This is a genomic window from Microbacterium sp. AC215, assembly GCF_979258645.1.
Window position 1 is genome coordinate 759296 of record NZ_OZ409869.1, and the last position, 19135, is coordinate 778430.

Consider the following 19135-nt stretch of genomic DNA (forward strand, 5'->3'; position numbering starts at 1 on the left):
GTGGCGGACTCCCCCTCTGCCGAGTACTCGCTCAACGAGGGCGGCGTACGAGATCTCCTCCGAAGCACGGACCCCGCCCTCGCCGAGCTTCCGCTGAGGCTGTTCGCCGACGGCTGGGACAACTCGATGTGGCGCCTCGGCTCCGAACTCGCCGTGCGGCTGCCTCGACGCGATCTCTCGGTACCGCTCATCACCCACGAGCAGCGTGCCCTGCGCACGATCGGGCCGGCTCTCGCCGCCGTCGGCCTCCGTGCGCCCGTCCCCGTGATCGTGGGCGAGCCGAGCGCGCACTTTCCGCGACCCTGGTCCGTTCTGCCCTGGATCCCCGGAACGACGGCGCTCGCCTCCTCCCGCCCGGACAACGCGACCTGGGCGCCCCGACTCGCGGACGCCCTGCGCGCGCTGCACGTGGCCGCGCCGGTCGATGCTCCCCGCAACCCGGTGCGCGGACGCGCCCTGTCCACTCGAGACGCCGCCATTCGGCCACGTCTGGACGCGTTCGACCGCCGGACGGCACTGCGCGACGCCTGGGCCGCGGCACTCGCAGCGCCGCCCGCATCGGAGCAGGTCTGGATCCATGGCGATCTGCACCCGGGCAACGTGCTCGTCGCCGACGGCACGCTCACCGCGCTCATCGACTTCGGCGATGTCACGGTCGGCGACCCCGCCTACGACCTCGCCTCGGCCTGGATGCTCTTCGACGCCTGCGGCCGAGAGGCATTCCGGCGAGCGACGAGGGAGCGTTACGACGACGCCACCTGGACCCGCGCGAGAGGCTGGGCGGCGTACATCGCCCTCGTCCTGATGACTCAGAGCGATGACAGGCCCGAGTACTTCGCCGTCGGAGTGAGCACGGCCGACGCGCTCGAAGAGGACTAGCTCTGCGCGGCTCGAACGCGCAGAGCTCGCGCCAGGTGGTCGCGCTGTTCGATGACGATCCGGCGCAGAGCGGCGGGCGCCGTGTCGTTGTCCGCGAGCCAGGCATCCACGGCATCGAGTGTGGGCGAGGCGGGGAAGAGTCCGACCACGAGGCGTTGCGCCAGCTCGATGCTCCGTGTCGCCCACGCATCGCCGATCCGCCCGAAGTACTCGGCATCGAACCTCTCGATGAGATCGCGGCGTCCTCCGGCTCGGAACCCGCCGATCACCGCGTCGAGATGATCGTTGCTGAGCGATCCGTCGTTCCACGCCGCGTCCCAGGCGGCAGCCCGGACGTCCGGTTCGGGACGCGAGGCCAGGGCCCTGCGGGCAGCGGTGCGTCCGCTGCCCGTGTCGTCGGACTCCAGCTCCGCGGCCACCGCATCGGCATCCGCGTGTCCCGTGGTGACGAGGGCGGTGAGGAGCTGCCACCGCAGATCCGGGTCGATCGTGAGCCCGTCGGGGGCATCGCCATGCAGGATCGCGCGGATGTCTTCTGCACGCACATCGTCGAAAGCTGATGCCGATGCGAGCGCACGCGCCCAGGAGAGCTGTGCATCGCTACCGGCATCGGATGCCTGGAGCGCAGTCCACGCGGTCTCGACCCATGCTGTCAACTCACGCTGTCGCGCGTCATCGCTCGCGTAGTTGCGGATCGCGAAGAGCGTATTCGCGAGGATGCCGGCGAGAAGGCCGATGTTCGACTCCCGCGGAGCGTGGGCACGAACGATCTCGGCGTACCGAGCGACCGCGAGCTCGCCGTCGCGGGTGGCGTTCCAGAGCGATGACCAGATGACAGCCCTGGCGAGAGGATCGTCGAGCGAAGACAGTGATTCCCGCACCGTCGCCAGAGAGGCGTCATCGAGACGCACCTTGGCATAGGTGAGGTCGTCATCATTGAGGAGCACGAGATCCGCAGCCGGGATGACGACCGGTGTCCGCTCGTCGTCGATGTCGAGCGCGATCTGATCGCGACGAACGACCCTCCCGTCGACACGATCGTAGAGACCGATGCGCAGGCGGTGCGGCCGAGGGTCGCTCTGCATGACGGCGGCGCCGCCGTCGGCATCCCGCTCCACCCACAGCGTCGAGACCCCGGTGGTCTGCAACCAGGCACGCGACCAATCGGTCATGTCCCGCCCGGAGACCGCACTCAACTGCACGAGGAAGTCGTCGAGGGTCGTGTTGCCGAAGGCGTTCGCCGCGAAGTACCGCCGCGCGCCCTCGAAGAACGCCTCGTCGCCGACGAACGCGACGAGCTGCTTGAGCACGGCGGCACCCTTGGCGTAGGTGATGCCGTCGAAGTTCAGCTTCGCCGCCTCGAGATCGGGGATGTCCGCGACGATCGGGTGCGTCGTGGGCAACTGGTCCTGCTGGTACGCCCACGCTTTGCGGTTCGCAGCGAATTTCACCCAGGCGTCGTGGAAGCGCGTCGCCACCGCCGAGGCGTGCGAACCCATGTAGTCGGCGAACGACTCCTTGAGCCACAGGTCGTCCCACCACTTCATCGTGACCAGGTCGCCGAACCACATGTGCGCCATCTCATGCAGGATCGTGTTCGCGCGAGCGGCACGCTGGGCATCCGTGGCGGCCCCTCGCGACAGGTAGGACTCTGTGAATGTCACGAGGCCGGGGTTCTCCATCGCGCCGAGGTTGTATTCGGGCACGAAGATCTGGTCGTACTTGCCCCAGGGATAGGGGTAGGCGAACGCGTCGGTGAAGAAATCGAGACCCTGTCGGGTGATCTCGAGGATCTCGTCCGACTCCAGGTACTGCGCGAGGGACTGTCGCGCGAACAGAGCCAGCGCGATGCGCTGATCGTCGCGCTGCCATTCGCCGTCGACTCGAGCGTAGGGTCCCGCCGCGATGGACGTGATGTAGCTGGAGATCGGGAGCGTAGGAGCGAACTCGACACGTTGCACGCCGACGCCGGCGTCGACGCTCACCGCCGCCTGGTTCGACAGCACCTGCCAACCCGCCGGAGCATCGATCACGAACGTGTAGGGCGCCTTGATGTCGGGCTGCTCGAAGCAGGCCATCACCCGTCGCGCGTCGGCGGGCTCGTACTGCGTGTAGAGGTAGGTGCGGTCATCGACCGGGTCGTGGAACCGGTGCAGGCCTTCGCCGGATCGGCTGTAGCTCGCGACAGCCTCGACACGGACGACGTTCTCGGTCCCGAGGCCGCTCAGCTCGATGCGCGACCCGTCGTAGACGACATCGCGGTCCACGCCGTTGACGACGACCCTCTCGACACTCTCTCCGATGAAGTCCACCCAGGTCGAGTCCGCCGTCGCGGTGAAATCCAGGGTCGTGGTCGTGGAGAACCCGCTGCGTGCCCGCTCCGGCGCACCCGTGAGGTCGAGTTCTACGCGGATGCTGCGCACGGAGACGGCGGCGGATCGCGCCGCGGTCTCCTCTCGGGAGAGATTGGCTGTGTCCATGCCTCCATCCTTTCATCCGCGTTCCCGCCCTGCCGAACCTACGTACGTTGCCTCACGCAACAGAAGAGCGTAGAGTTGCGCTATGCAACATGAGACTGGGTCAGACGAACGCCGAACCGACAGCGCCGCCGTCCTGAAGTCGCTCGTCGCGATCACGCGGCGCGGCCTGGTCGACGCCCGCGCGGGAGAGCCGACGCTCTCGATGACCGACCAGTCCATCGTCATGGCGATCGCCGATCAGCCCGGGATCCGGTCGACGGACATCGCCCGGATGTTCCGGCTGAACCGCTCGACCGTTTCGCGTCAGCTGTCCGCACTCATGTCTCTCGGCCTCGTGCAGGAGACCCCTTCGAACTCCGGACGCGGCCGACCGCTCGAGCTGACCGCCGAGGGCGAAGAGGCATTCCGCGGCACACTGCGATCGCTGCAGGACGTCATCGACGCCCATCTCGCGCAGTGGACGGATGACGAGGTGCAGCGCTTCGCGCATGATCTCCGGCGTTTCGACAGAGGCGACGAACAAGCCTGACCACGGCCCACAAGGCCACCAGAGGAAGAAGAGAAATGAAGAACATCACTGTTCTCGGCACCGGCGTGCTCGGATCGCAGATCGCGTTCCAGACCGCCTTCCACGGTTTCGACGTCGTCGCATACGACATCGATCAGTCCGCGCTCGATCGCGCGGCCGAACGACTCGAGGGTCTCGCCTCGCGCTACATCGCAGACGGCGTGGAGAATGCCGCTGACGGCGGCGCGAAAGCCGCGATCGACCGCATCCGGCTCACGTCCGACCTCGCGGATGCAGCCGCTGCAGCTGACCTCATCATCGAGGCGGTGCCCGAGAACCTCGAACTCAAGCAGAGCATCTACCGGACCCTCGCCGACGCCGCACCGGCGACCACGATCTTCGCGACCAACTCCTCGACCCTCCTGCCGAGCGCGCTCGCGGAATCGACGGGTCGCCCCGACCGGTTCCTCGCCCTCCACTTCGCGAACGAGATCTGGTCGCACAACACCGCCGAGGTCATGGGAACCCCCGCAACCGACCCCACCGTCTACGAGACGGTCGTCGAGTTCGCGACGCAGATCGGGATGGTCCCCATCCAGATCAAGAAGGAGAAGGCGGGCTACCTGCTGAACTCGCTGCTCGTGCCCTTCCTCCAGGCCGGGGCCGAGCTGCTCGTCGACGGCATCGCCGAGCCCGCGGACATCGACGCGACCTGGCGGATCGGCACGGGCGCGCCGGCAGGCCCCTTCGAGATCTACGACATCGTCGGTCTGACGACCGCCTACAACATCTCGCGCATGGGCGGCGAGAAGCAGCAGCGCTTCGCAGACCTGCTCAAGGAGCGGTACATCGACCACGGCAAGCTGGGGGTCGCGACGGGCGAGGGGTTCTACACCTACCCTCGCGAGAGCTGACGCCCCTCACCGCCCGAGGAGCTTGCGGATGGCAGTCTCCGGCGACACCGACAGGTCGAGAGTGCGACCGCGCGCGTAGAGCCGGAAGACCCGCGGGTCGATATAGCTCCCTCGGGCGACCGCGAGAGTGTTGCCGAGCGCCGACGCCGTGGCCTGCACAGCGAGGCGCTCGGCGCGCCGTCGATCGGTCTTCGTCTCGAGTCGGCCGATCCGCGCCAGCGCGTCCGCCGCGAGGATCGTACCGTGCAGCGTGCGGAAGTCCTTCGCGGTGAACGACGATCCCGCCACCTGCCGTAGATAGTCGTTGACCTCGCTCGAGGTGAGGCGCACCCGGCGACGGCCCTTGCGATAGGCGAGCAGCGGAGCCTTCGGCGAACCGACGGCGAACTCCGACAGCGCCTCGGCGAGCGGCGCATCGGTGATCTCGATCGAGGCGAGCTGCTTGCTCTTCGCAGGGAAGCTGAGCGCGACCGTACTCCCGTCGATCCGCACGTCCCGTCGCCGAAGCGTGCTCAGGCCGCGACTGCCGTGTTTCACCAGGTAACGCTCCGAGCCGATGCGCAGTGCAGCGTCGTCCAGCAGCCGGAAGGAGACGGCGAGGGCGCGGTCACGTGTCAGTCCCGGTTCACCGATGGCACGGGTGACCTTCGCCCTGGCGGCGGGCAGCGCCTCGGCCAGTTTGAGCGCCCGGGCGAACTTGCGCTGATCTCTGCCGGTGCGCCAGAGGGGATGGTAGAGATACTGACGTCTGCCCGCATCGTCTGTGCCGACCGCCTGAATGTGAGCGAGGGGGTCGGCGGCGATCCACACGTCTTTCCACGCGGGAGGTATCGCGAGGTCCCGGATGCGCTCTCGATCGGCCTCGGCCACGGGCGTGTTACCGGCATCGACGTATCGGAAGCCGGAGCCCGATCGCACGCGTCGAATTCCCGGCGTCTCGCCGGGGACGACTCTCGTGAGTGCCATTGGCATCCTCCCTGTCATGCCGCGTCGGGCATCTGCGATCACGATGCCCGGCCCGGCGACGGCAGTGAAGGGCATGGCGCGACACGGGCGCGCTCTGCTAGGCGATATCTCCCTCCGGACGGCATGCTCCGTCGGCAGCGGCATCGCGCCGATCGGATTGTCCGGGCACCCGATGGTCTGCCATCCTCGTGACTATGGCGATGTCATTCGAGGAGTTCCGTGCGTCCCTGACCCGTGCAGATCTGCGCGCCCCACTCGGGTTGCAGCTCACCGACCTCGAAGCCCGACAGGTGGCCGACGACACCGCGTCCGCTCAGAGCTGGTACGCCTACTGGGTGTCGACCCAGCCGACCGCTCCCCCGCCGCCCACGGGCCCCGCATACGACGCACCTCCTCCGGCGTACGACGCACCTCCTCCCGCATACGACACGGCGCCCGTGTACGCCACGCAGGCCCCGGCGCCAGCAGGCCCGCCGGTGTACCCGGGATACACGGCCGCGCCCGACGGCCCTCCGGGTCAGAAGAGGCGTGTCGGTCTCTGGGTGGCGCTCTCGATCGTGGGCGCGCTCCTTCTCATCGCCGCGATCGTCGTGATCTTCGCCTTCGCCACGGCGCGACACTGGACCAAGACCGATGTACCCGAGCAGCCAGAGACCTTCCGCAGCGAGGAGTACGAGACCGGGCGCTACGACGTCACGATGGACGACGTGAACCCCTGCAGCGTGAACCAGGACTGGACGGACTGCACGAACCTCATGGTCGCGACCTACACGGCAGCCTGCGTCGATGTCGAGCTCACCGAGAGCGCGACCCGCCTGTGCGCCGAGTACAGCGCGGCGATAGACGAGATGAAGGCGCAGGACGGCGACGGCTACTTCGTGGCCACGCTCGGCAGCTATGGCAGCCTTCACCGGACGCCTGAGATCGATACACGTCAGGTGTCGAACGACGACTACGAGCCGGCCGTCACGCACGAAGCGGTGTGCTACCTCGGATTCATCGGAGAGTGCGAATAGGCACACGCCCGGTAACGACAAAACCCCCGCCTGAGCGGGGGTTTTGTCTTGCTGGGGTACCTGGACTCGAACCAAGAACAACGGAACCAGAAACCGCCGTGTTGCCAATTACACCATACCCCAAGGGCGAAACCGGAGTCTCGCACCGAGAGTCAAGCTTACCCGAGCCGCGGCCCTAATGCCAAAACGCCGCCGTTCGTCCGGGCGCGTCGCGGGCGGAGATGACGAGGGAGAGCACTCATCGGCGACTCTCCCTCGTCGACCAGGCCGTCTCAGCCGGCCAGGAACTCCGACAGCAACCGGAGCCGTCGCAGCGACTCGTCCTTGCCCAGGAGCTCCATGGATTCGAACAGCGGCGGCGAGATGCGGCGTCCCGTGATCGCGACACGCGGAGGACCGTAGGCGACACGCGGCTTGAGCTCGAGGCTCTCGACGAGCGCCGCTGCGAGAGCCTCCTGAATCTTCTCGGGCGTGAAGTCGGTCACCGGCTCGAGAGCCACCACGCACGCGTCGAGCACCTCGCCGGCGTTCGCAGGGAGCCCCTTGAGCGCGTCGGCGTCATACGAGACGTCGTCGGAGAAGAGGAAGCCGACCATGCCGGGCACGTCGCCGAGCAGCTGCACGCGCTCCTGCACGAGCGGGGCGACCCGGAAGGCGAGCACGAGCTCTTCGTGAGTCGGCTCGTCGAAGAGGCCGGCGGCCGCGAGGTACGGGATCGTCCTCTCGGCGAAGTCCTTCTCGTCGAGCTTGCGGATGTGGTCGCCGTTGATCGACTCGGCCTTCTTCTGGTCGAACCGAGCCGGGTTCGGGTTGACGTCCACGATGTCGAACGCCTCGGTGAACTCCTCGAGCGTGAAGACATCGCGGTCGTGACCGATGGACCAGCCGAGCAGCGCCAGATAGTTCAGCAGCCCCTCGTGGATGAATCCGCGATCCCGGTGCAGGAAAAGATCCGCCTGAGGGTCGCGCTTGGAGAGCTTCTTGTTGCCCGTCTCGCCGAGCACGAGCGGCATGTGAGCGAACCGCGGGACGAACGTGGTGACGCCCGCATCGATCAGGGCCGCGTACAGCGCGAGTTGACGAGCCGTGGAGGGCATCAGGTCTTCGCCGCGCAGAACGTGCGTGATGCCCATGAGCGCGTCGTCGACGGGATTAACGAACGTGTAGAGCGGGATCCCGTTCGGACGCACCACGACGAAGTCCGGGAAGGAACCGGCGGGGAAGGTCACCTCACCGCGGATCAGATCGACGTAGGTGAGGTCCTCGTCCGGCACGCGCAGTCGGAGTGCCGGCTGACGACCCTCCGCGCGGAAGGCGTCCTTCTGCTCGGTCGTGAGATCCCGGTCGTGATTGTCGTAGCCGAGCTGCTTCGCGCGTCCGGCCGCCTCGTTGCGGGCGTCGATCTCCTCCGCCGTGGAGAAGCTCTCGTACAGGGCGCCGGAGGCGAGGAGCTTGTCGATCACGCCGCGATAGATGTCGTGACGCTCGGACTGGCGGTACGGGGCATGCGGCCCACCGACCTCGACGCCCTCATCCCAGTCGATCTTGAGCCAGGTCAGAGCGTCGACGAGCTGGCGGAAGCTCTCCTCACTGTCGCGCGCGGCGTCGGTGTCCTCGATTCGGAACACCATCTTCCCGCCGTTGTGGCGGGCGTACGCCCAGTTGAAGAGGGCCGTGCGGACCATGCCGACGTGCGGCAGTCCGGTGGGCGAGGGGCAGAAGCGGACGCGTACGTCGGAGCCGCTGGCGGTCGTGGTGAGGGGGTGCGGGGTAGCCATATCCCCTCGATTCTAGTTGCCGGGTGGCGTCTCGACCTCCCCGATCGCCAGCGGTCGCGGGCCGCTCAGGAGGGGTCACCGTGGGTAACAGTCCCTCACCCTGGGTAACAACCCGCATTCGACGCCGACGCGCTCCTATCGTTGCCGCATCGACCAACCGGAAGGGTGACAACATGACAATCACGGATGCAGTGACCACAGGCCTCAGCGATCGCTGGCGCGGCACGCCAAGACCTCAGACGAGCCTCGAGTGGATCGACCGCGCCGAGGAGGTGGCCGACATCCTCGCGGTGGACGCCGTCGAGCGGGACCGCGCGAATGCGACCCCTCGGGCCGAGGTCCAGCTGCTCAAGGACTCGGGGCTGGTCACCCTGCTCGGCCCTCGCGCCCACGGCGGCGCCGGTGGGAGCTGGGACACCGCCTACAAGGTGATCAGGGCGGTGGCCCGCGGCGACGGGTCGATCGGACAGGTTCTCGGGTATCACTACCTCTGGGCGTGGGCGGCCCGTCTCGTCGGAACCGAAGAGCAGATCGCCGCGGTCGAGGAGCTGTACACCGCGAACGACTTCGTCTTCGGCGGCGCGGTCAACCCGCGCGACTCCGACTTGGTGATCCGCGAAGACGGCGATGATCTCGTGTTCTCCGGGCGCAAGTCCTTCTCGACGGGCGGCCAGATCTCGGACCTGACCGTCCTCGAAGGCGTCCTCGAAGGCACCGAGACGCACATCTTCGCGATCGTCCCCACGGCTCAGGAGGGGATCGTCTTCGGAGACGACTGGGACAACCTGGGGCAGCGACTCACCGAATCGGGCTCGGTCGAGATCCGCGACGTCCGAGTCCCCTGGTCGGCGGCAGCCGGCTTCGTCGACCGGGTGTTCCGCCCCTTGACCTACAACACTCTGAACGTGCCGACCATCCAGCTCGTCTTCGCGAACTTCTACCTCGGCATCGCACAGGGTGCCCTCCAGACGGCATCCGCCTACACGCGATCTGTGACCCGCCCGTGGCCGTACGGCGGCGATGACAAGCAGCACGCGACAGACGAGTGGTATCTGCTCGAAGGCTATGGCGAGCTGGCATCGAAGCTGTGGGCCGACGAAGCGCTGCTCGATGCCGTGGGCGCCGAGATCAGTGCGGTGCTGCACGCCCCGCGCGAAGAACTCACTGCACGTCGACGTGGCGAGATCGCCGTGCGCATCGCGGCGGGGAAGCTGCGCATCGTCGACGACGGCCTGGAGGTCGCCACGAAGATCTACGAGCTCACCGGCGCCAGGGCCTCGGCCAACTCGGTCGGCCTCGACATCTTCTGGCGCAACCTGCGCACGCACAGCCTGCACGACCCGATCGCGTACAAGAAGCGGGAGGTCGGCGACTACGTGCTGCGCAACGAGGTGCCTGAGCCGACCTGGTACACCTGATCGCCGCGATTCAGGTGCTCCTCGGTGCCGCGCTCACGGAGGCGGTCGTGGCACCGGGGAGCCCTGGGCATTCTGCCCTGGGCGGTCTCAGCCTCGCGGCGCGACGGCGACCGCCGCAGAATGCGCCAGCGGCAGGCGTCCGGCGATCGACCGCTCGGCGCACACTAACTCGAAGGCCGCGCGGAACGAGCGCCGACCGGCGTCGTCGAGCGCACGGTAGAACTGACCGGCTCCCCCGACGCCTCCCTCGGCGGACGCCCACAGCGCAGTCGCATCGGCCGACCACGTCCAGGTGATCTCAGACACCTGCGGGCGCGGCCAGCCCGCGTCGTCGAGCATCCTCGCGAAGCCGTCGACGGTGCGCTCGAAGTCTCTCTCCGGCGGCAGTCGCTCCCCCGTCGCAGGAATGAGTGCCGCACGCTCGCACACCTCCCGCCAGAGCCAGGTGGGCGAGTTCGTCCAGATCGTCGCCGACACCAGATCTACGGAGACGCGGAGGAGCTCCGCCGCGGATGCTCGGGGGTCGGCGACGTGGTTCAGCACGAAGTTCGCCACGACGACGTCGAACTGGCCGTCCTCGAAAGACAGGTCAGGCAGCGTTCCGTCGCGCACCGGAATCTCGGGATGCTCGCGCAGCGCGACGTCTCGCATCGTCGGCTCGGGCTCGCATCCGGTCGCATCCCAGCCGGCATCGGCGAATGCGGCCGTGAGCATTCCTGTGCCCGACCCCACGTCGAGCAGCGTCCGCTTCCCAGGGGTTCCGAACGCTCCGAGCAGGGCCTCCGCGGTCCCGACGCAGAGCGACGCGTAGGAGTCGGCGTATGCGCGCCCGGTGCCCGCCCAGTCCTTCATCCGCGCGAGCGGCCGAGCGGCGACAGCGCGACGATGGCGATGACGATCACCGATGCCGCGATCCCGAGCCCTGCGTACTGGAAGTTCGCGAGCACCACACCCGCGAGCACAGCGCCTGCTGCGGCCGAGAGGCTCATCAGCGAATCGCTGCGGCCCTGCCTGCGCGTGCGGATCTCGGGGGCACTCGACTCGGTCAGCAGCGCAGCCCCTGCCACCGTCGCCGCGCTCCATCCGAGTCCCAGCAGGATGAGAGCGACGATCACGCCCCACTCCCGATCGTTCGCGAAGACGGCGAAGGCGAGCGCCCCGCCGAGAAGGATCTGACCCAGCAGAACCACGCGCAGCCGGCCCCATCTGTCGGCGAGGATGCCGAAGACGGGCGACAGCGCGTACATGCCTCCGACGTGCAGGGCGATCGTGATGCCCACGAGAGCCGAGACATCGGCCGGGGTGGGCGCCATGCCGTGTGCACCGTGCGCCATATGGGCGAGGTGGACCGGGGTCATCGCCATGACGGAGGCCATCACCACGTGCGAACCGGCCACCGCGAACATCGCGTAGCGCGCGACCACAGGTCGGTCGGCGACGACGGCGCCCGTCGCCTTCGCGGCCGCCGAGGCGAGCCGCTGCGCTGCCAGAAGCGGGTCGGGGCGGAGCGCCACGAGGTACAGGACGAGCGCGACGCACTGAGCGACGAACGAGAAGGCGTAGGAACCGGTCTGTGGCGGCATGCCGATCGCCGCCCCGACGATCTCCCCGGGCCCCAGCAGCAACGGCCCAGCGACACCGCCGATGGTGGTCGCCCAGACCACGATCGAGAGATCCCTTCCGCGATGCTGTGGTGCGGCGAGGTCGGTCGCGGCGAACCGCGACTGCAGATTGCCCGCATTGCCGGCGCCGATCATCAGGATGCCGACGAGCAGCAGCGGGAACACCCGCACCGACGCCGCGAGGATCACCACCGCGATGCCGACGAGTGCGAAGAGGTTTCCCAAGGTGAGGGCTCGGCGTCGACCCACCTTGGCAGCCAGGCGCGCGAGCGGGATGGCGCACAGCGCGGCGCCGAGGGTGACCGACGCCGTCGCGAGACCCGAGAGGGCGTCGCTGCCCGAGATGTCAGCCGCAAGCAGAGCGCCGAGAGACACCGTCGCCCCGAAGGCGATCCCGCCCAGTACCTGCCCTGTGGAGAGAACCAGCACGGTTCGCCGCTGCACCGCCGCCTGCTGAGCAGCCGTGAGGGCGACGCCGGTCATGATGCGCGCACGGCGTCGCGCACGGTGTTGCGCAGGATACCCAGTCCGGTGATCTCGACCTCGACGGTGTCCCCGGCGACGAACTCCCCCACACCTGCCGGCGTACCCGTGAGGATGACGTCGCCGGGCAGCAGCGTGAAGGCCGCCGAAGCATGCTCGATGATCGCCTCGACCGAATGGATCATGTCGGTGAGCGGCGCCTTCTGCCGCACCTCGCCGTTGACGCGGGTCTCGATCGTCGCGACCGAGGGGTCGAAGTCGGTGCTGATGGTCGGGCCGAGAGGGCAGAAGGTGTCGAAGCCCTTCGCCCGAGCCCACTGACCGTCCTTGCGCTGGAGGTCACGCGCGGTGACGTCGTTGGCGATCGTGTAGCCGAGCACGTGATCGAGGGCATCCGCGGCCTTCACGTTCTTCGCGACCCTGCCGATCACGACAGCGAGCTCACCCTCGTACTCTGTCTGCTCCGAGATCGAGGGGCGCACGATGGCGTCTCCTGGGCCGATGACGGCGGTGTTGGGCTTGAGGAACAGCAGCGGCTCCTCGGGGGCGACTCCCCCATCTCGGCGGCGTGATCGTGGTAGTTCTTGCCGACGCAGACGATCTTGGAGCGCGGGATCACCGGAGCGAGGATCACCGCGTCCGCGATCGGCACTCGGTCACCCGTGGGCTCGTAGCCCGCGAAGAGCGGATCGCCCGAGAGGACGACGAGGTCGGTGTCATCGACGATCCCGAAGAGGATGGCGTCGTCATGGCTGAATCGGGCGATCTTCATGCCACCAGCCTATCCAGCGTGCTGCACGACGAGACCCCGCTGCACGGAAGCGCAGCGGGGTCTCGAGAGTACGAAGGCTCAGGCGTCGAGCCGCAGAAGCCAGCCGTGCTTGTCCTCACGGCGGCCGTACTGGATGTCGGTGAGCTCTTCGCGCAGCGACAGGGCGAGTTCGCCGAGCGGCTGCGGCTCATCGAAGCCCTCGCCGACGAGAGCACCGATGGGAGTCACGACGGCGGCGGTGCCGCAGGCGAAGACCTCGACGATGTCGCCTGAGGCCACACCCTCGCGCCACTCGTCGATGGAGATCGGACGCTTCTCGACCGCGTAGCCGCGGTCTTCGGCGAGCTGCAGCAGCGAATCGCGTGTGATCCCCTCGAGGATGCTGTCGGACTCGGGCGTCACGACGCGGCCGTCTTTGAAGACGAACACGACGTTCATGCCGCCGAGCTCCTCGACGTTGCGCTGCTCGTTGAGGAACACGACCTGGTCGCAGCCCTTCGCGCTCGCCTCACTCTGCGCGAGCAGGCTCGAGGCGTAGTTGCCGCCGGTCTTCGCCTTGCCGGTGCCGCCCTTGCCGGCACGGGCGTAGTCCTCGGAGAGCCAGATCCGCACGGGCTTCACTCCCCCGGTGAAGTACGCTCCGGCTGGGCTGGCGATCACGTAGTACGCGACCTTCTGAGCCGCGCGAACACCGAGGAAGGCCTCCTTGGCGAACATGAACGGACGCAGGTACAGGCTCTGGTCGGCACCTGAGGGAACCCAGCGACCGTCGACCGCGATGATCTCGCGCAGCGACTGGATGAAGTACTCGGTGGGCAGCTCCGGGAGCGCGAGTCGACGCGCGCTGGCCTGCAGTCGTGCCGCGTTGCGGTCGGGGCGGAACGTGTGGATCGAGCCGTCGGCGTGACGATAGGCCTTGATTCCCTCGAAGATCTCCTGGGCGTAGTGCAGCACGGACGCGGCCGGGTCGAGCGGGATGGGTCCGTAGGGCTGCACGCGCGGTCGGTGCCATCCGCCCTTGACGGACCAGCAGATGTCGACCATGTGGTCGGTGAACACGACACCGAACCCCGGGTTCTCGTGAACCTCGGCGACCCGACCGGGCGTCGCGGCGGTCAGGTTCTTGGTCACAGCGAACTCCAGCGGAGCCACGGTGGTCTCGGCGTCGATGGTCGTCATCTCGTCATCCATTCCTCATGCGGCGCGCATCCTCGCGCCGTCTCAGCCTACGCCTGTCGGTCAGAGCAGAGCAGCGATCGCGGAGCCGATCTCCGCGGTCGTGCGCGCACCCGTGCGGGTCGCGATGTCGGATTCGACGGCGGCACTCACTCGAGCGGCCTCCGCTCCGAGTCCGAGGTGGTCGAGCAGCAGCGCGACCGACAGGATCGCCGCGGTGGGGTCGGCCTTCTGCTGCCCCGCGATGTCGGGAGCCGAGCCGTGCACCGGCTCGAACATCGACGGGAAGGTGCCGTCGGGGTTGATGTTGCCCGATGCGGCGAGTCCGATGCCGCCGGTGACAGCGCCTGCGAGATCGGTGAGGATGTCGCCGAAGAGGTTGTCGGTGACGATCACGTCGAAGCGCGAGGGATCGGTGACGAGGAAGATCGTCGCGGCATCGACGTGCAGGTAGTCGACGGACACGTCGGGATGCTCGGACGCGACTTCGTCGACGACGCGCTGCCAGATGGCGCCGGCGTGCACGAGCACGTTCGTCTTGTGCACGAGTGTGATCTTCTTGCTGCGACGTTCGGCGAGATCGAACGCGTATCGCACGACCCGCTCGACACCGAATGCAGTGTTCACCGACGTCTCGTTGGCGACCTCGTGCGGTGTGCCCTTGCGGATCGCGCCGCCGTTGCCGACGTACGGCCCCTCAGTGCCCTCGCGGACGACGACGAAGTCGATCTCGCCGGGGCTCGCGAGCGGGCCCGAGGCGCCGGCGAAGAGCTTGGACGGACGCAGATTGACGTAATGATCCAGCGTGAAGCGGAGTTTCAGCAGCAGGCCGCGCTCGATGTTCGCGTCCTTCAGGCGCGGGTCTCCTGGCGTGCCGCCGACCGCGCCGAGCAGGATCGCGTCGTGTTCGGAGATCGACTGCAGATCATCGTCGGTGAGAGTGTCGCCCGTCTCGAGGAAACGGGCGGCGCCGAGCGAGAAGCGCGTCTTGTCGAACGTCACATCGCTCGATGCGGTGACCGCGTCGAGGACCTTCTCGGCCTCGGCGACGACCTCTGGGCCGATTCCGTCACCGGGGATGACGGCCAGCTTCACGACACGCGACATGACACTCCTTGCATCGGGATGGACCGGCCGACGCTCGGATGCATGCCGAGCGGGCCGGTCCTCCCAGCGTACTGGTCAGTGCGAGGGCGCCTTGCGCAGTGTGACGGCGGCGATCACCCCGGCCACGATCACCAGGCCTGCGCCGATCAGCGAGGTCACCAGGACACCCGATCCGAAGGCGGCGGCAGCCGCATCCCACAGCGCGTCTCCGAGCTGCGCGGGCAGATCCTTCGCGGCAGTGTAGGCGCCGGCCAGCGTCTCCGTCGCGGCGTGCGCCGCCTCCGCTGGGATGCCGGAGGGAATCACCAGCGCCCCGCGGTAGAACGCGGTGATCAGGCCGCCGAGGACGGCGGTGCCGAGCACCGCTCCCAGCTCGTAGGCGGTCTCGGAGACGGCGCTGGCCGCGCCCGCCTTCTCGGCCGGAGCACTGGACAGGATCAGCTCGTTCGAGATCGTCTCCGCCGCCCCGATGCCGATGCCCAGCACCACGAAGGCGATGATCAGCGGAGCGACGCCGTGATCCGCCGTCGTGAACGCGACCAGGAGGTAGCCGGCGACAGAGAACGCGAGACCGGCGGGCACGAGCACGTGCGGTGGCACTCGCCGTGAGATCGGCACGACCGAGAGGCCGGCGACGATCATCGCGGCCATTCCGGGCACGAGCGCTGCGCCGGCCGTCATCGGCGAGAGGCCGAGGACGAGCTGCAGGTGCTGCGACACGAAGTAGAGGAAGCCTACGAGCGCCACGACGCTCAGGAGGTTCACGAGGATCGCCCCCGAGAAGGAGCCCCGGCGGAACAGCTGCATGTCGAGCATCGGGACCTCGGCAGCGAGCTGACGCCGCACGAAGAGATACCCCATCACGATGCCGAGCAGCGCCCACACCCCCGCAGTGAGGCTGGGGCCGTCGACGGCGAGCGACTTGATCGCGTAGACGACCGGGATCATCGCTGCCATCGAGAGCATGATGCTGACGATGTCGATACGTCCGGGGTGCGGGTCACGGCTTTCGGGAACGAGCAGCGGCGCCGCGATGAGGAGCGGGATCAGCACGGGCACGGCGATCAGGAAGACCGAGCCCCAGTCGAAGTGCTCGAGCAGGAAGCCGCCGACGATCGGGCCGAGGGCCGAGCCCGCGGAGAACGCCGACGCCCAGACCGCGATGGCGAGGCGCCGCTGATCGCGGTTCGTGAAGATCGAGCGCAACAGCGAGAGGGTCGACGGCATCAGCATCGCACCGAAGAAGCCGAGCAGCGCTCGCGCGGCGATGAGAAGACCTGCCGTGGGGGCGAACGCAGCGAGTGCCGACACGGCCGCGAAGCCGGTCGCGCCGATCAGCAGCATCCGACGACGCCCGAAGCGGTCTCCGAGTGTGCCCATGGTCACGAGCAGCCCGGCGAGCACGAGCGGATACACATCGATGATCCACAGCTGCTCCGCTCCGGTGGGCGCGAGCGCGATGGAGATCTCGGGCAGTGCGAAGCTCAGCACCGTGTTGTCCACCGACACCAGGAGCACCGGCAGCATGAGGACGACGAGTGCCGCCCAGCCACGGGCGCCGACGCGGGGAGCATCCGTCTCTGTCGTCGGGATCGACGCAGTACGGGTCATGGAACACCTCTCAGGATCACGACGGCATCGTTACTGAACCGTCCAGATGGTATAGTAACAGAATCGTCATACGGCCGCGCTACTGTGAATCGAGACGAACAGAGGATCCCCGATGCCCCGACCTCCCCTCGCCCGCGAACGCGTCCTGGACGCCTTCGAATCGATCGTCATCGAAGACGGTGAGCGGGCGGCCACGTTGGATGCGACAGCGAAGGCCGCCGGCGTGTCGAAGGGCGGCCTCCTCTATCACTTCGGCTCGAAGGACGAGCTGGCAGCGGGCCTCATCGAGCGCCTCGATGCGCTCACCACTCTGGATCTCGAGCGGATGACCTCGGCCGAAGAGGGCCCCGTCGCGTACTACGTGCGGACCTCCGTGATGGAGGACGACGCGCTGGACCGCGTCCTCATCGCCGCCACCCGCCTGGCCCAAGGCGGCTCGGCACCCGCTGCCGACGCGCTGCGACGCAACCGCGACCGCTGGGAGGACACGATCCGTCCTCATGTGCGGGATGCCGCGAGCCTCGATCTCGTGATGCTGCTCAGCGACGGTCTGTATTTCAACAACTCGCTCGATGTGCACGGCCCCGAGCGCCTGGTGCCGAGAAGTGACGAGCTGTCCGACCTGATCGCGCTCGTGCTGCGCGCCACCGCTCCCTGAGGCCGGGAACGACAGAGCGGGAGGAGCGACCTCCCGGCCGCTCCTCCCGCTCTGTCGGAGTCTCCCCTGCGATCAGACCTCGGTGATCTCGATCTGACGGAACAGGTCTGCGTCGATCTCGTTGCGCAGGTCGTCGAGCAGATCGTCCGAGACCGGCGAGTCGAGGGTGAGAACGCTGAGTGCCTGATCGCCCGCCCCCAGGCGCGAGATCTGCATGCCTGCGATGTTGATACCGGCCTCGCCGAACTTCTGACCGTAGACCGCGACGATGCCGGGACGGTCGGTGTAGAGCATCACGACGTGGTGCTTCTCGATCGGCAGCTCGAGGGCGTGGTCATTGATGGCGACCAGCTTCTCTGCCTGCTTGGGGCCCGTGAGGGTGCCCGACACCGACAGCTGCGTACCGTCGGAGAGCGCTCCGGCCAGAGTGATGACGTTGCGGTACTCGTCGCTCACGTCGTCCTTGAGCAGACGGACCGCGATACCGCGCTGGTCGGCGAGCAGCGGTGCGTTGACGTACGACACGGTCTCGCTGACGATGTTCGTGAAGACGCCCTTGAGCGCGGCGAGCTTCAGCACGCTCACGTCGTAGTCGTTCAGCTCGCCGTGCACCTCGACATCGAGGCTCGTGAGAGGCGACGTCGAGAGAGCCGCGAAGATCTGGCCGAGCTTCTCGACGAGCGAGATGCCGGGGCGCACATACGGGTCGATGACTCCCCCGGCCACGTTGACCGCATCGGGAACGAGGTCGCCGCCGAGCGCGAGGCGCACGGAACGCGCGACCGAGACTCCGGCCTTCTCCTGCGCCTCCTCCGTGCTGGCACCCAGGTGCGGAGTGACGACGACGTTCGGGAGGTCGAGCAGCGGACGAGCAGTTCCGCCCTCGGCCGGGGGCTCGGAGGTGAAGACGTCGAGACCCGCACCCGCGATCTCACCGGCGACGAGGGCCGCGTGCAGCGCTTCCTCGTCGATGAGGCCACCGCGGGCGACGTTGACGACGAAGGCCGTGGGCTTCATGGCCGTGAACTGCTCGGCACCGATCATGCCGGTCGTCTCCGGCGTCTTCGGCATGTGGATCGTGAGGAAGTCCGCCTCTGCGACGAGCTCGTCGAGCGAGAGGAGCTGCACACCGAGCTGCTGCGCGCGGGCCGAGGTGACGTAGGGGTCGTAAGCGACGACGCGCATGTCGAACGCGGCGAGGCGCGCGGCGACGAGAGCTCCGATGCGGCCGAGGCCGACGATGCCGACCGTCTTCTCGAAGAGCTCGGCTCCCGTGAACGAGCTGCGCTTCCACTGACCGGCCGCGAGCGATGCGTGTGCGGCGGGGATGCGACGGGCGAGGCTGAGGATGTGGCCGACCGTCAGCTCGGCGGCCGAGACGATGTTCGAGGTCGGCGCGTTGACCACCATGACACCCGCTGCGGTGGCCGCCTTGATGTCGACGTTGTCGAGCCCGACGCCCGCGCGGGCGACGACCTTGAGCTTCGGAGCGTGGGTGAGCGCCTCTTCGTCGATGTGCGTCGCCGAACGGATGAGCACCGCGTCGGCATCCGCGAGCGAGGCGAACAGCGCTTCGCGGTCGGTGCCGTCGACGTTGCGAACGTCGAAGTCGGGGCCGAGGGCCTCGATCGTGGCGGGAGAGAGAACTTCAGCGATGAGCACGACGGGCTTCGGCACAGGGATCCTTCGGGGCAGCGCGACAGGGGGCCGATGCGCCGCACACCGTGGGGGCGCGATCCCTTCAACT

Annotated in this window: 15 protein-coding genes, 1 tRNA gene and 1 pseudogene; 6 read left to right on the forward strand and 11 right to left on the reverse strand. The window is 68.0% G+C overall.

Features of this window, described 5'->3' with window-relative positions:
* Positions 1-879 (forward strand): aminoglycoside phosphotransferase family protein, encoded by an 879-nt coding sequence (locus tag ACZZZF_RS03980; protein WP_463497140.1) that lies wholly within the window; start codon positions 1-3, stop codon positions 877-879.
* On the opposite strand, the gene pepN is transcribed toward ACZZZF_RS03980, so the two are convergent.
* Complete coding sequence (gene pepN / locus ACZZZF_RS03985; RefSeq protein ID WP_463497142.1) at positions 876-3359, reverse strand: aminopeptidase N; 2484 nt, start codon at positions 3357-3359, stop codon at positions 876-878. The two genes, ACZZZF_RS03980 and pepN, sit on opposite strands and share 4 nt — an antisense overlap.
* 82 nt (positions 3360-3441) lie before the next feature.
* On the opposite strand from pepN, the gene ACZZZF_RS03990 reads away from it, so the two are divergent.
* Complete coding sequence (locus tag ACZZZF_RS03990; RefSeq protein WP_463497144.1) at positions 3442-3888, forward strand: MarR family winged helix-turn-helix transcriptional regulator; 447 nt, start codon at positions 3442-3444, stop codon at positions 3886-3888.
* A 35-nt stretch (positions 3889-3923) separates the two neighbouring features.
* Positions 3924-4781, forward strand: a complete 858-nt coding sequence (locus ACZZZF_RS03995) for a 3-hydroxyacyl-CoA dehydrogenase (protein ID WP_463497147.1) — start codon at positions 3924-3926, stop codon at positions 4779-4781.
* Between the two features lie 6 nt (positions 4782-4787).
* On the opposite strand, the gene ACZZZF_RS04000 is transcribed toward ACZZZF_RS03995, so the two are convergent.
* Positions 4788-5747: a DNA topoisomerase IB gene (locus ACZZZF_RS04000; RefSeq protein ID WP_431739069.1), complete on the reverse strand. Its 960-nt coding sequence runs from the start codon at positions 5745-5747 to the stop codon at positions 4788-4790.
* Positions 5748-5941: 194 nt separating this feature from the next.
* On the opposite strand from ACZZZF_RS04000, the gene ACZZZF_RS04005 reads away from it, so the two are divergent.
* Positions 5942-6763 carry a hypothetical protein gene (locus ACZZZF_RS04005; protein WP_072591174.1) on the forward strand — a complete coding sequence of 274 codons (822 nt, stop codon included), beginning with the start codon at positions 5942-5944 and terminating at the stop codon, positions 6761-6763.
* Between the two features lie 51 nt (positions 6764-6814).
* Here the strand turns inward: ACZZZF_RS04005 and ACZZZF_RS04010 are convergent.
* Positions 6815-6886 (reverse strand) — tRNA-Gln (locus ACZZZF_RS04010).
* Positions 6887-7035: 149 nt separating this feature from the next.
* Entirely contained in the window at positions 7036-8541 is a 1506-nt protein-coding gene (gene gltX, locus ACZZZF_RS04015; RefSeq protein WP_056278639.1) for a glutamate--tRNA ligase, read from the reverse strand.
* Between the two features lie 173 nt (positions 8542-8714).
* Here gltX and ACZZZF_RS04020 point away from each other — a divergent pair, with 173 nt between their 5' ends.
* Positions 8715-9959, forward strand: a complete 1245-nt coding sequence (locus tag ACZZZF_RS04020) for an acyl-CoA dehydrogenase family protein (RefSeq protein WP_463497149.1) — start codon at positions 8715-8717, stop codon at positions 9957-9959.
* 87 nt (positions 9960-10046) lie between these two features.
* Here ACZZZF_RS04020 and ACZZZF_RS04025 read toward each other — a convergent pair whose 3' ends face one another.
* The 6 genes and pseudogenes from ACZZZF_RS04025 to ACZZZF_RS04050 form a co-directional block, all read right to left on the reverse strand.
* Entirely contained in the window at positions 10047-10811 is a 765-nt protein-coding gene (locus ACZZZF_RS04025) for a class I SAM-dependent methyltransferase (RefSeq protein ID WP_463497151.1), read from the reverse strand.
* A complete protein-coding gene (locus ACZZZF_RS04030) occupies positions 10808-12064 on the reverse strand; it encodes an MFS transporter (RefSeq protein WP_187249546.1) in 1257 nt (418 codons plus the stop codon). Before ACZZZF_RS04030 ends, ACZZZF_RS04025 begins: the two co-directional genes overlap by 4 nt.
* Positions 12061-12836 (reverse strand): annotated as a pseudogene (locus ACZZZF_RS04035) (fumarylacetoacetate hydrolase family protein). The gene ACZZZF_RS04030 and the pseudogene ACZZZF_RS04035 overlap by 4 nt, the downstream one beginning before the upstream one ends.
* A gap of 78 nt (positions 12837-12914) precedes the next feature.
* Positions 12915-14015: a branched-chain amino acid aminotransferase gene (locus tag ACZZZF_RS04040; RefSeq protein ID WP_053099091.1), complete on the reverse strand. Its 1101-nt coding sequence runs from the start codon at positions 14013-14015 to the stop codon at positions 12915-12917.
* Between the two features lie 60 nt (positions 14016-14075).
* Positions 14076-15119: a 3-isopropylmalate dehydrogenase gene (locus tag ACZZZF_RS04045; protein WP_463497154.1), complete on the reverse strand. Its 1044-nt coding sequence runs from the start codon at positions 15117-15119 to the stop codon at positions 14076-14078.
* 75 nt (positions 15120-15194) lie between these two features.
* Entirely contained in the window at positions 15195-16730 is a 1536-nt protein-coding gene (locus ACZZZF_RS04050; RefSeq protein ID WP_053095866.1) for an MFS transporter, read from the reverse strand.
* A gap of 112 nt (positions 16731-16842) precedes the next feature.
* On the opposite strand from ACZZZF_RS04050, the gene ACZZZF_RS04055 reads away from it, so the two are divergent.
* Positions 16843-17388: a TetR/AcrR family transcriptional regulator gene (locus ACZZZF_RS04055; RefSeq protein ID WP_053095865.1), complete on the forward strand. Its 546-nt coding sequence runs from the start codon at positions 16843-16845 to the stop codon at positions 17386-17388.
* 72 nt (positions 17389-17460) lie between these two features.
* Here the strand turns inward: ACZZZF_RS04055 and serA are convergent, their stop codons facing one another.
* Positions 17461-19065 (reverse strand): phosphoglycerate dehydrogenase, encoded by a 1605-nt coding sequence (gene serA / locus ACZZZF_RS04060; RefSeq protein ID WP_295100317.1) that lies wholly within the window; start codon positions 19063-19065, stop codon positions 17461-17463.
* Between the last annotated feature and the right edge of the window lie 70 nt (positions 19066-19135).

What these genes read in the sequence shown, in the direction of transcription:
- pepN (WP_463497142.1), bottom strand. Translation starts at nt 3,359, where the DNA reads ATGGACACAGCCAATCTCTCCCGAGAGGAGACCGCGGCGCGATCCGCC.
- ACZZZF_RS03990 (WP_463497144.1), top strand. Translation starts at nt 3,442, where the DNA reads ATGCAACATGAGACTGGGTCAGACGAACGCCGAACCGACAGCGCCGCC.
- ACZZZF_RS03995 (WP_463497147.1), top strand. Translation starts at nt 3,924, where the DNA reads ATGAAGAACATCACTGTTCTCGGCACCGGCGTGCTCGGATCGCAGATC.
- ACZZZF_RS04000 (WP_431739069.1), bottom strand. Translation starts at nt 5,747, where the DNA reads ATGGCACTCACGAGAGTCGTCCCCGGCGAGACGCCGGGAATTCGACGC.
- ACZZZF_RS04005 (WP_072591174.1), top strand. Translation starts at nt 5,942, where the DNA reads ATGGCGATGTCATTCGAGGAGTTCCGTGCGTCCCTGACCCGTGCAGAT.
- gltX (WP_056278639.1), bottom strand. Translation starts at nt 8,541, where the DNA reads ATGGCTACCCCGCACCCCCTCACCACGACCGCCAGCGGCTCCGACGTA.
- ACZZZF_RS04020 (WP_463497149.1), top strand. Translation starts at nt 8,715, where the DNA reads ATGACAATCACGGATGCAGTGACCACAGGCCTCAGCGATCGCTGGCGC.
- ACZZZF_RS04025 (WP_463497151.1), bottom strand. Translation starts at nt 10,811, where the DNA reads ATGAAGGACTGGGCGGGCACCGGGCGCGCATACGCCGACTCCTACGCG.
- ACZZZF_RS04030 (WP_187249546.1), bottom strand. Translation starts at nt 12,064, where the DNA reads ATGACCGGCGTCGCCCTCACGGCTGCTCAGCAGGCGGCGGTGCAGCGG.
- ACZZZF_RS04040 (WP_053099091.1), bottom strand. Translation starts at nt 14,015, where the DNA reads ATGACGACCATCGACGCCGAGACCACCGTGGCTCCGCTGGAGTTCGCT.
- ACZZZF_RS04045 (WP_463497154.1), bottom strand. Translation starts at nt 15,119, where the DNA reads ATGTCGCGTGTCGTGAAGCTGGCCGTCATCCCCGGTGACGGAATCGGC.
- ACZZZF_RS04050 (WP_053095866.1), bottom strand. Translation starts at nt 16,730, where the DNA reads ATGACCCGTACTGCGTCGATCCCGACGACAGAGACGGATGCTCCCCGC.
- ACZZZF_RS04055 (WP_053095865.1), top strand. Translation starts at nt 16,843, where the DNA reads ATGCCCCGACCTCCCCTCGCCCGCGAACGCGTCCTGGACGCCTTCGAA.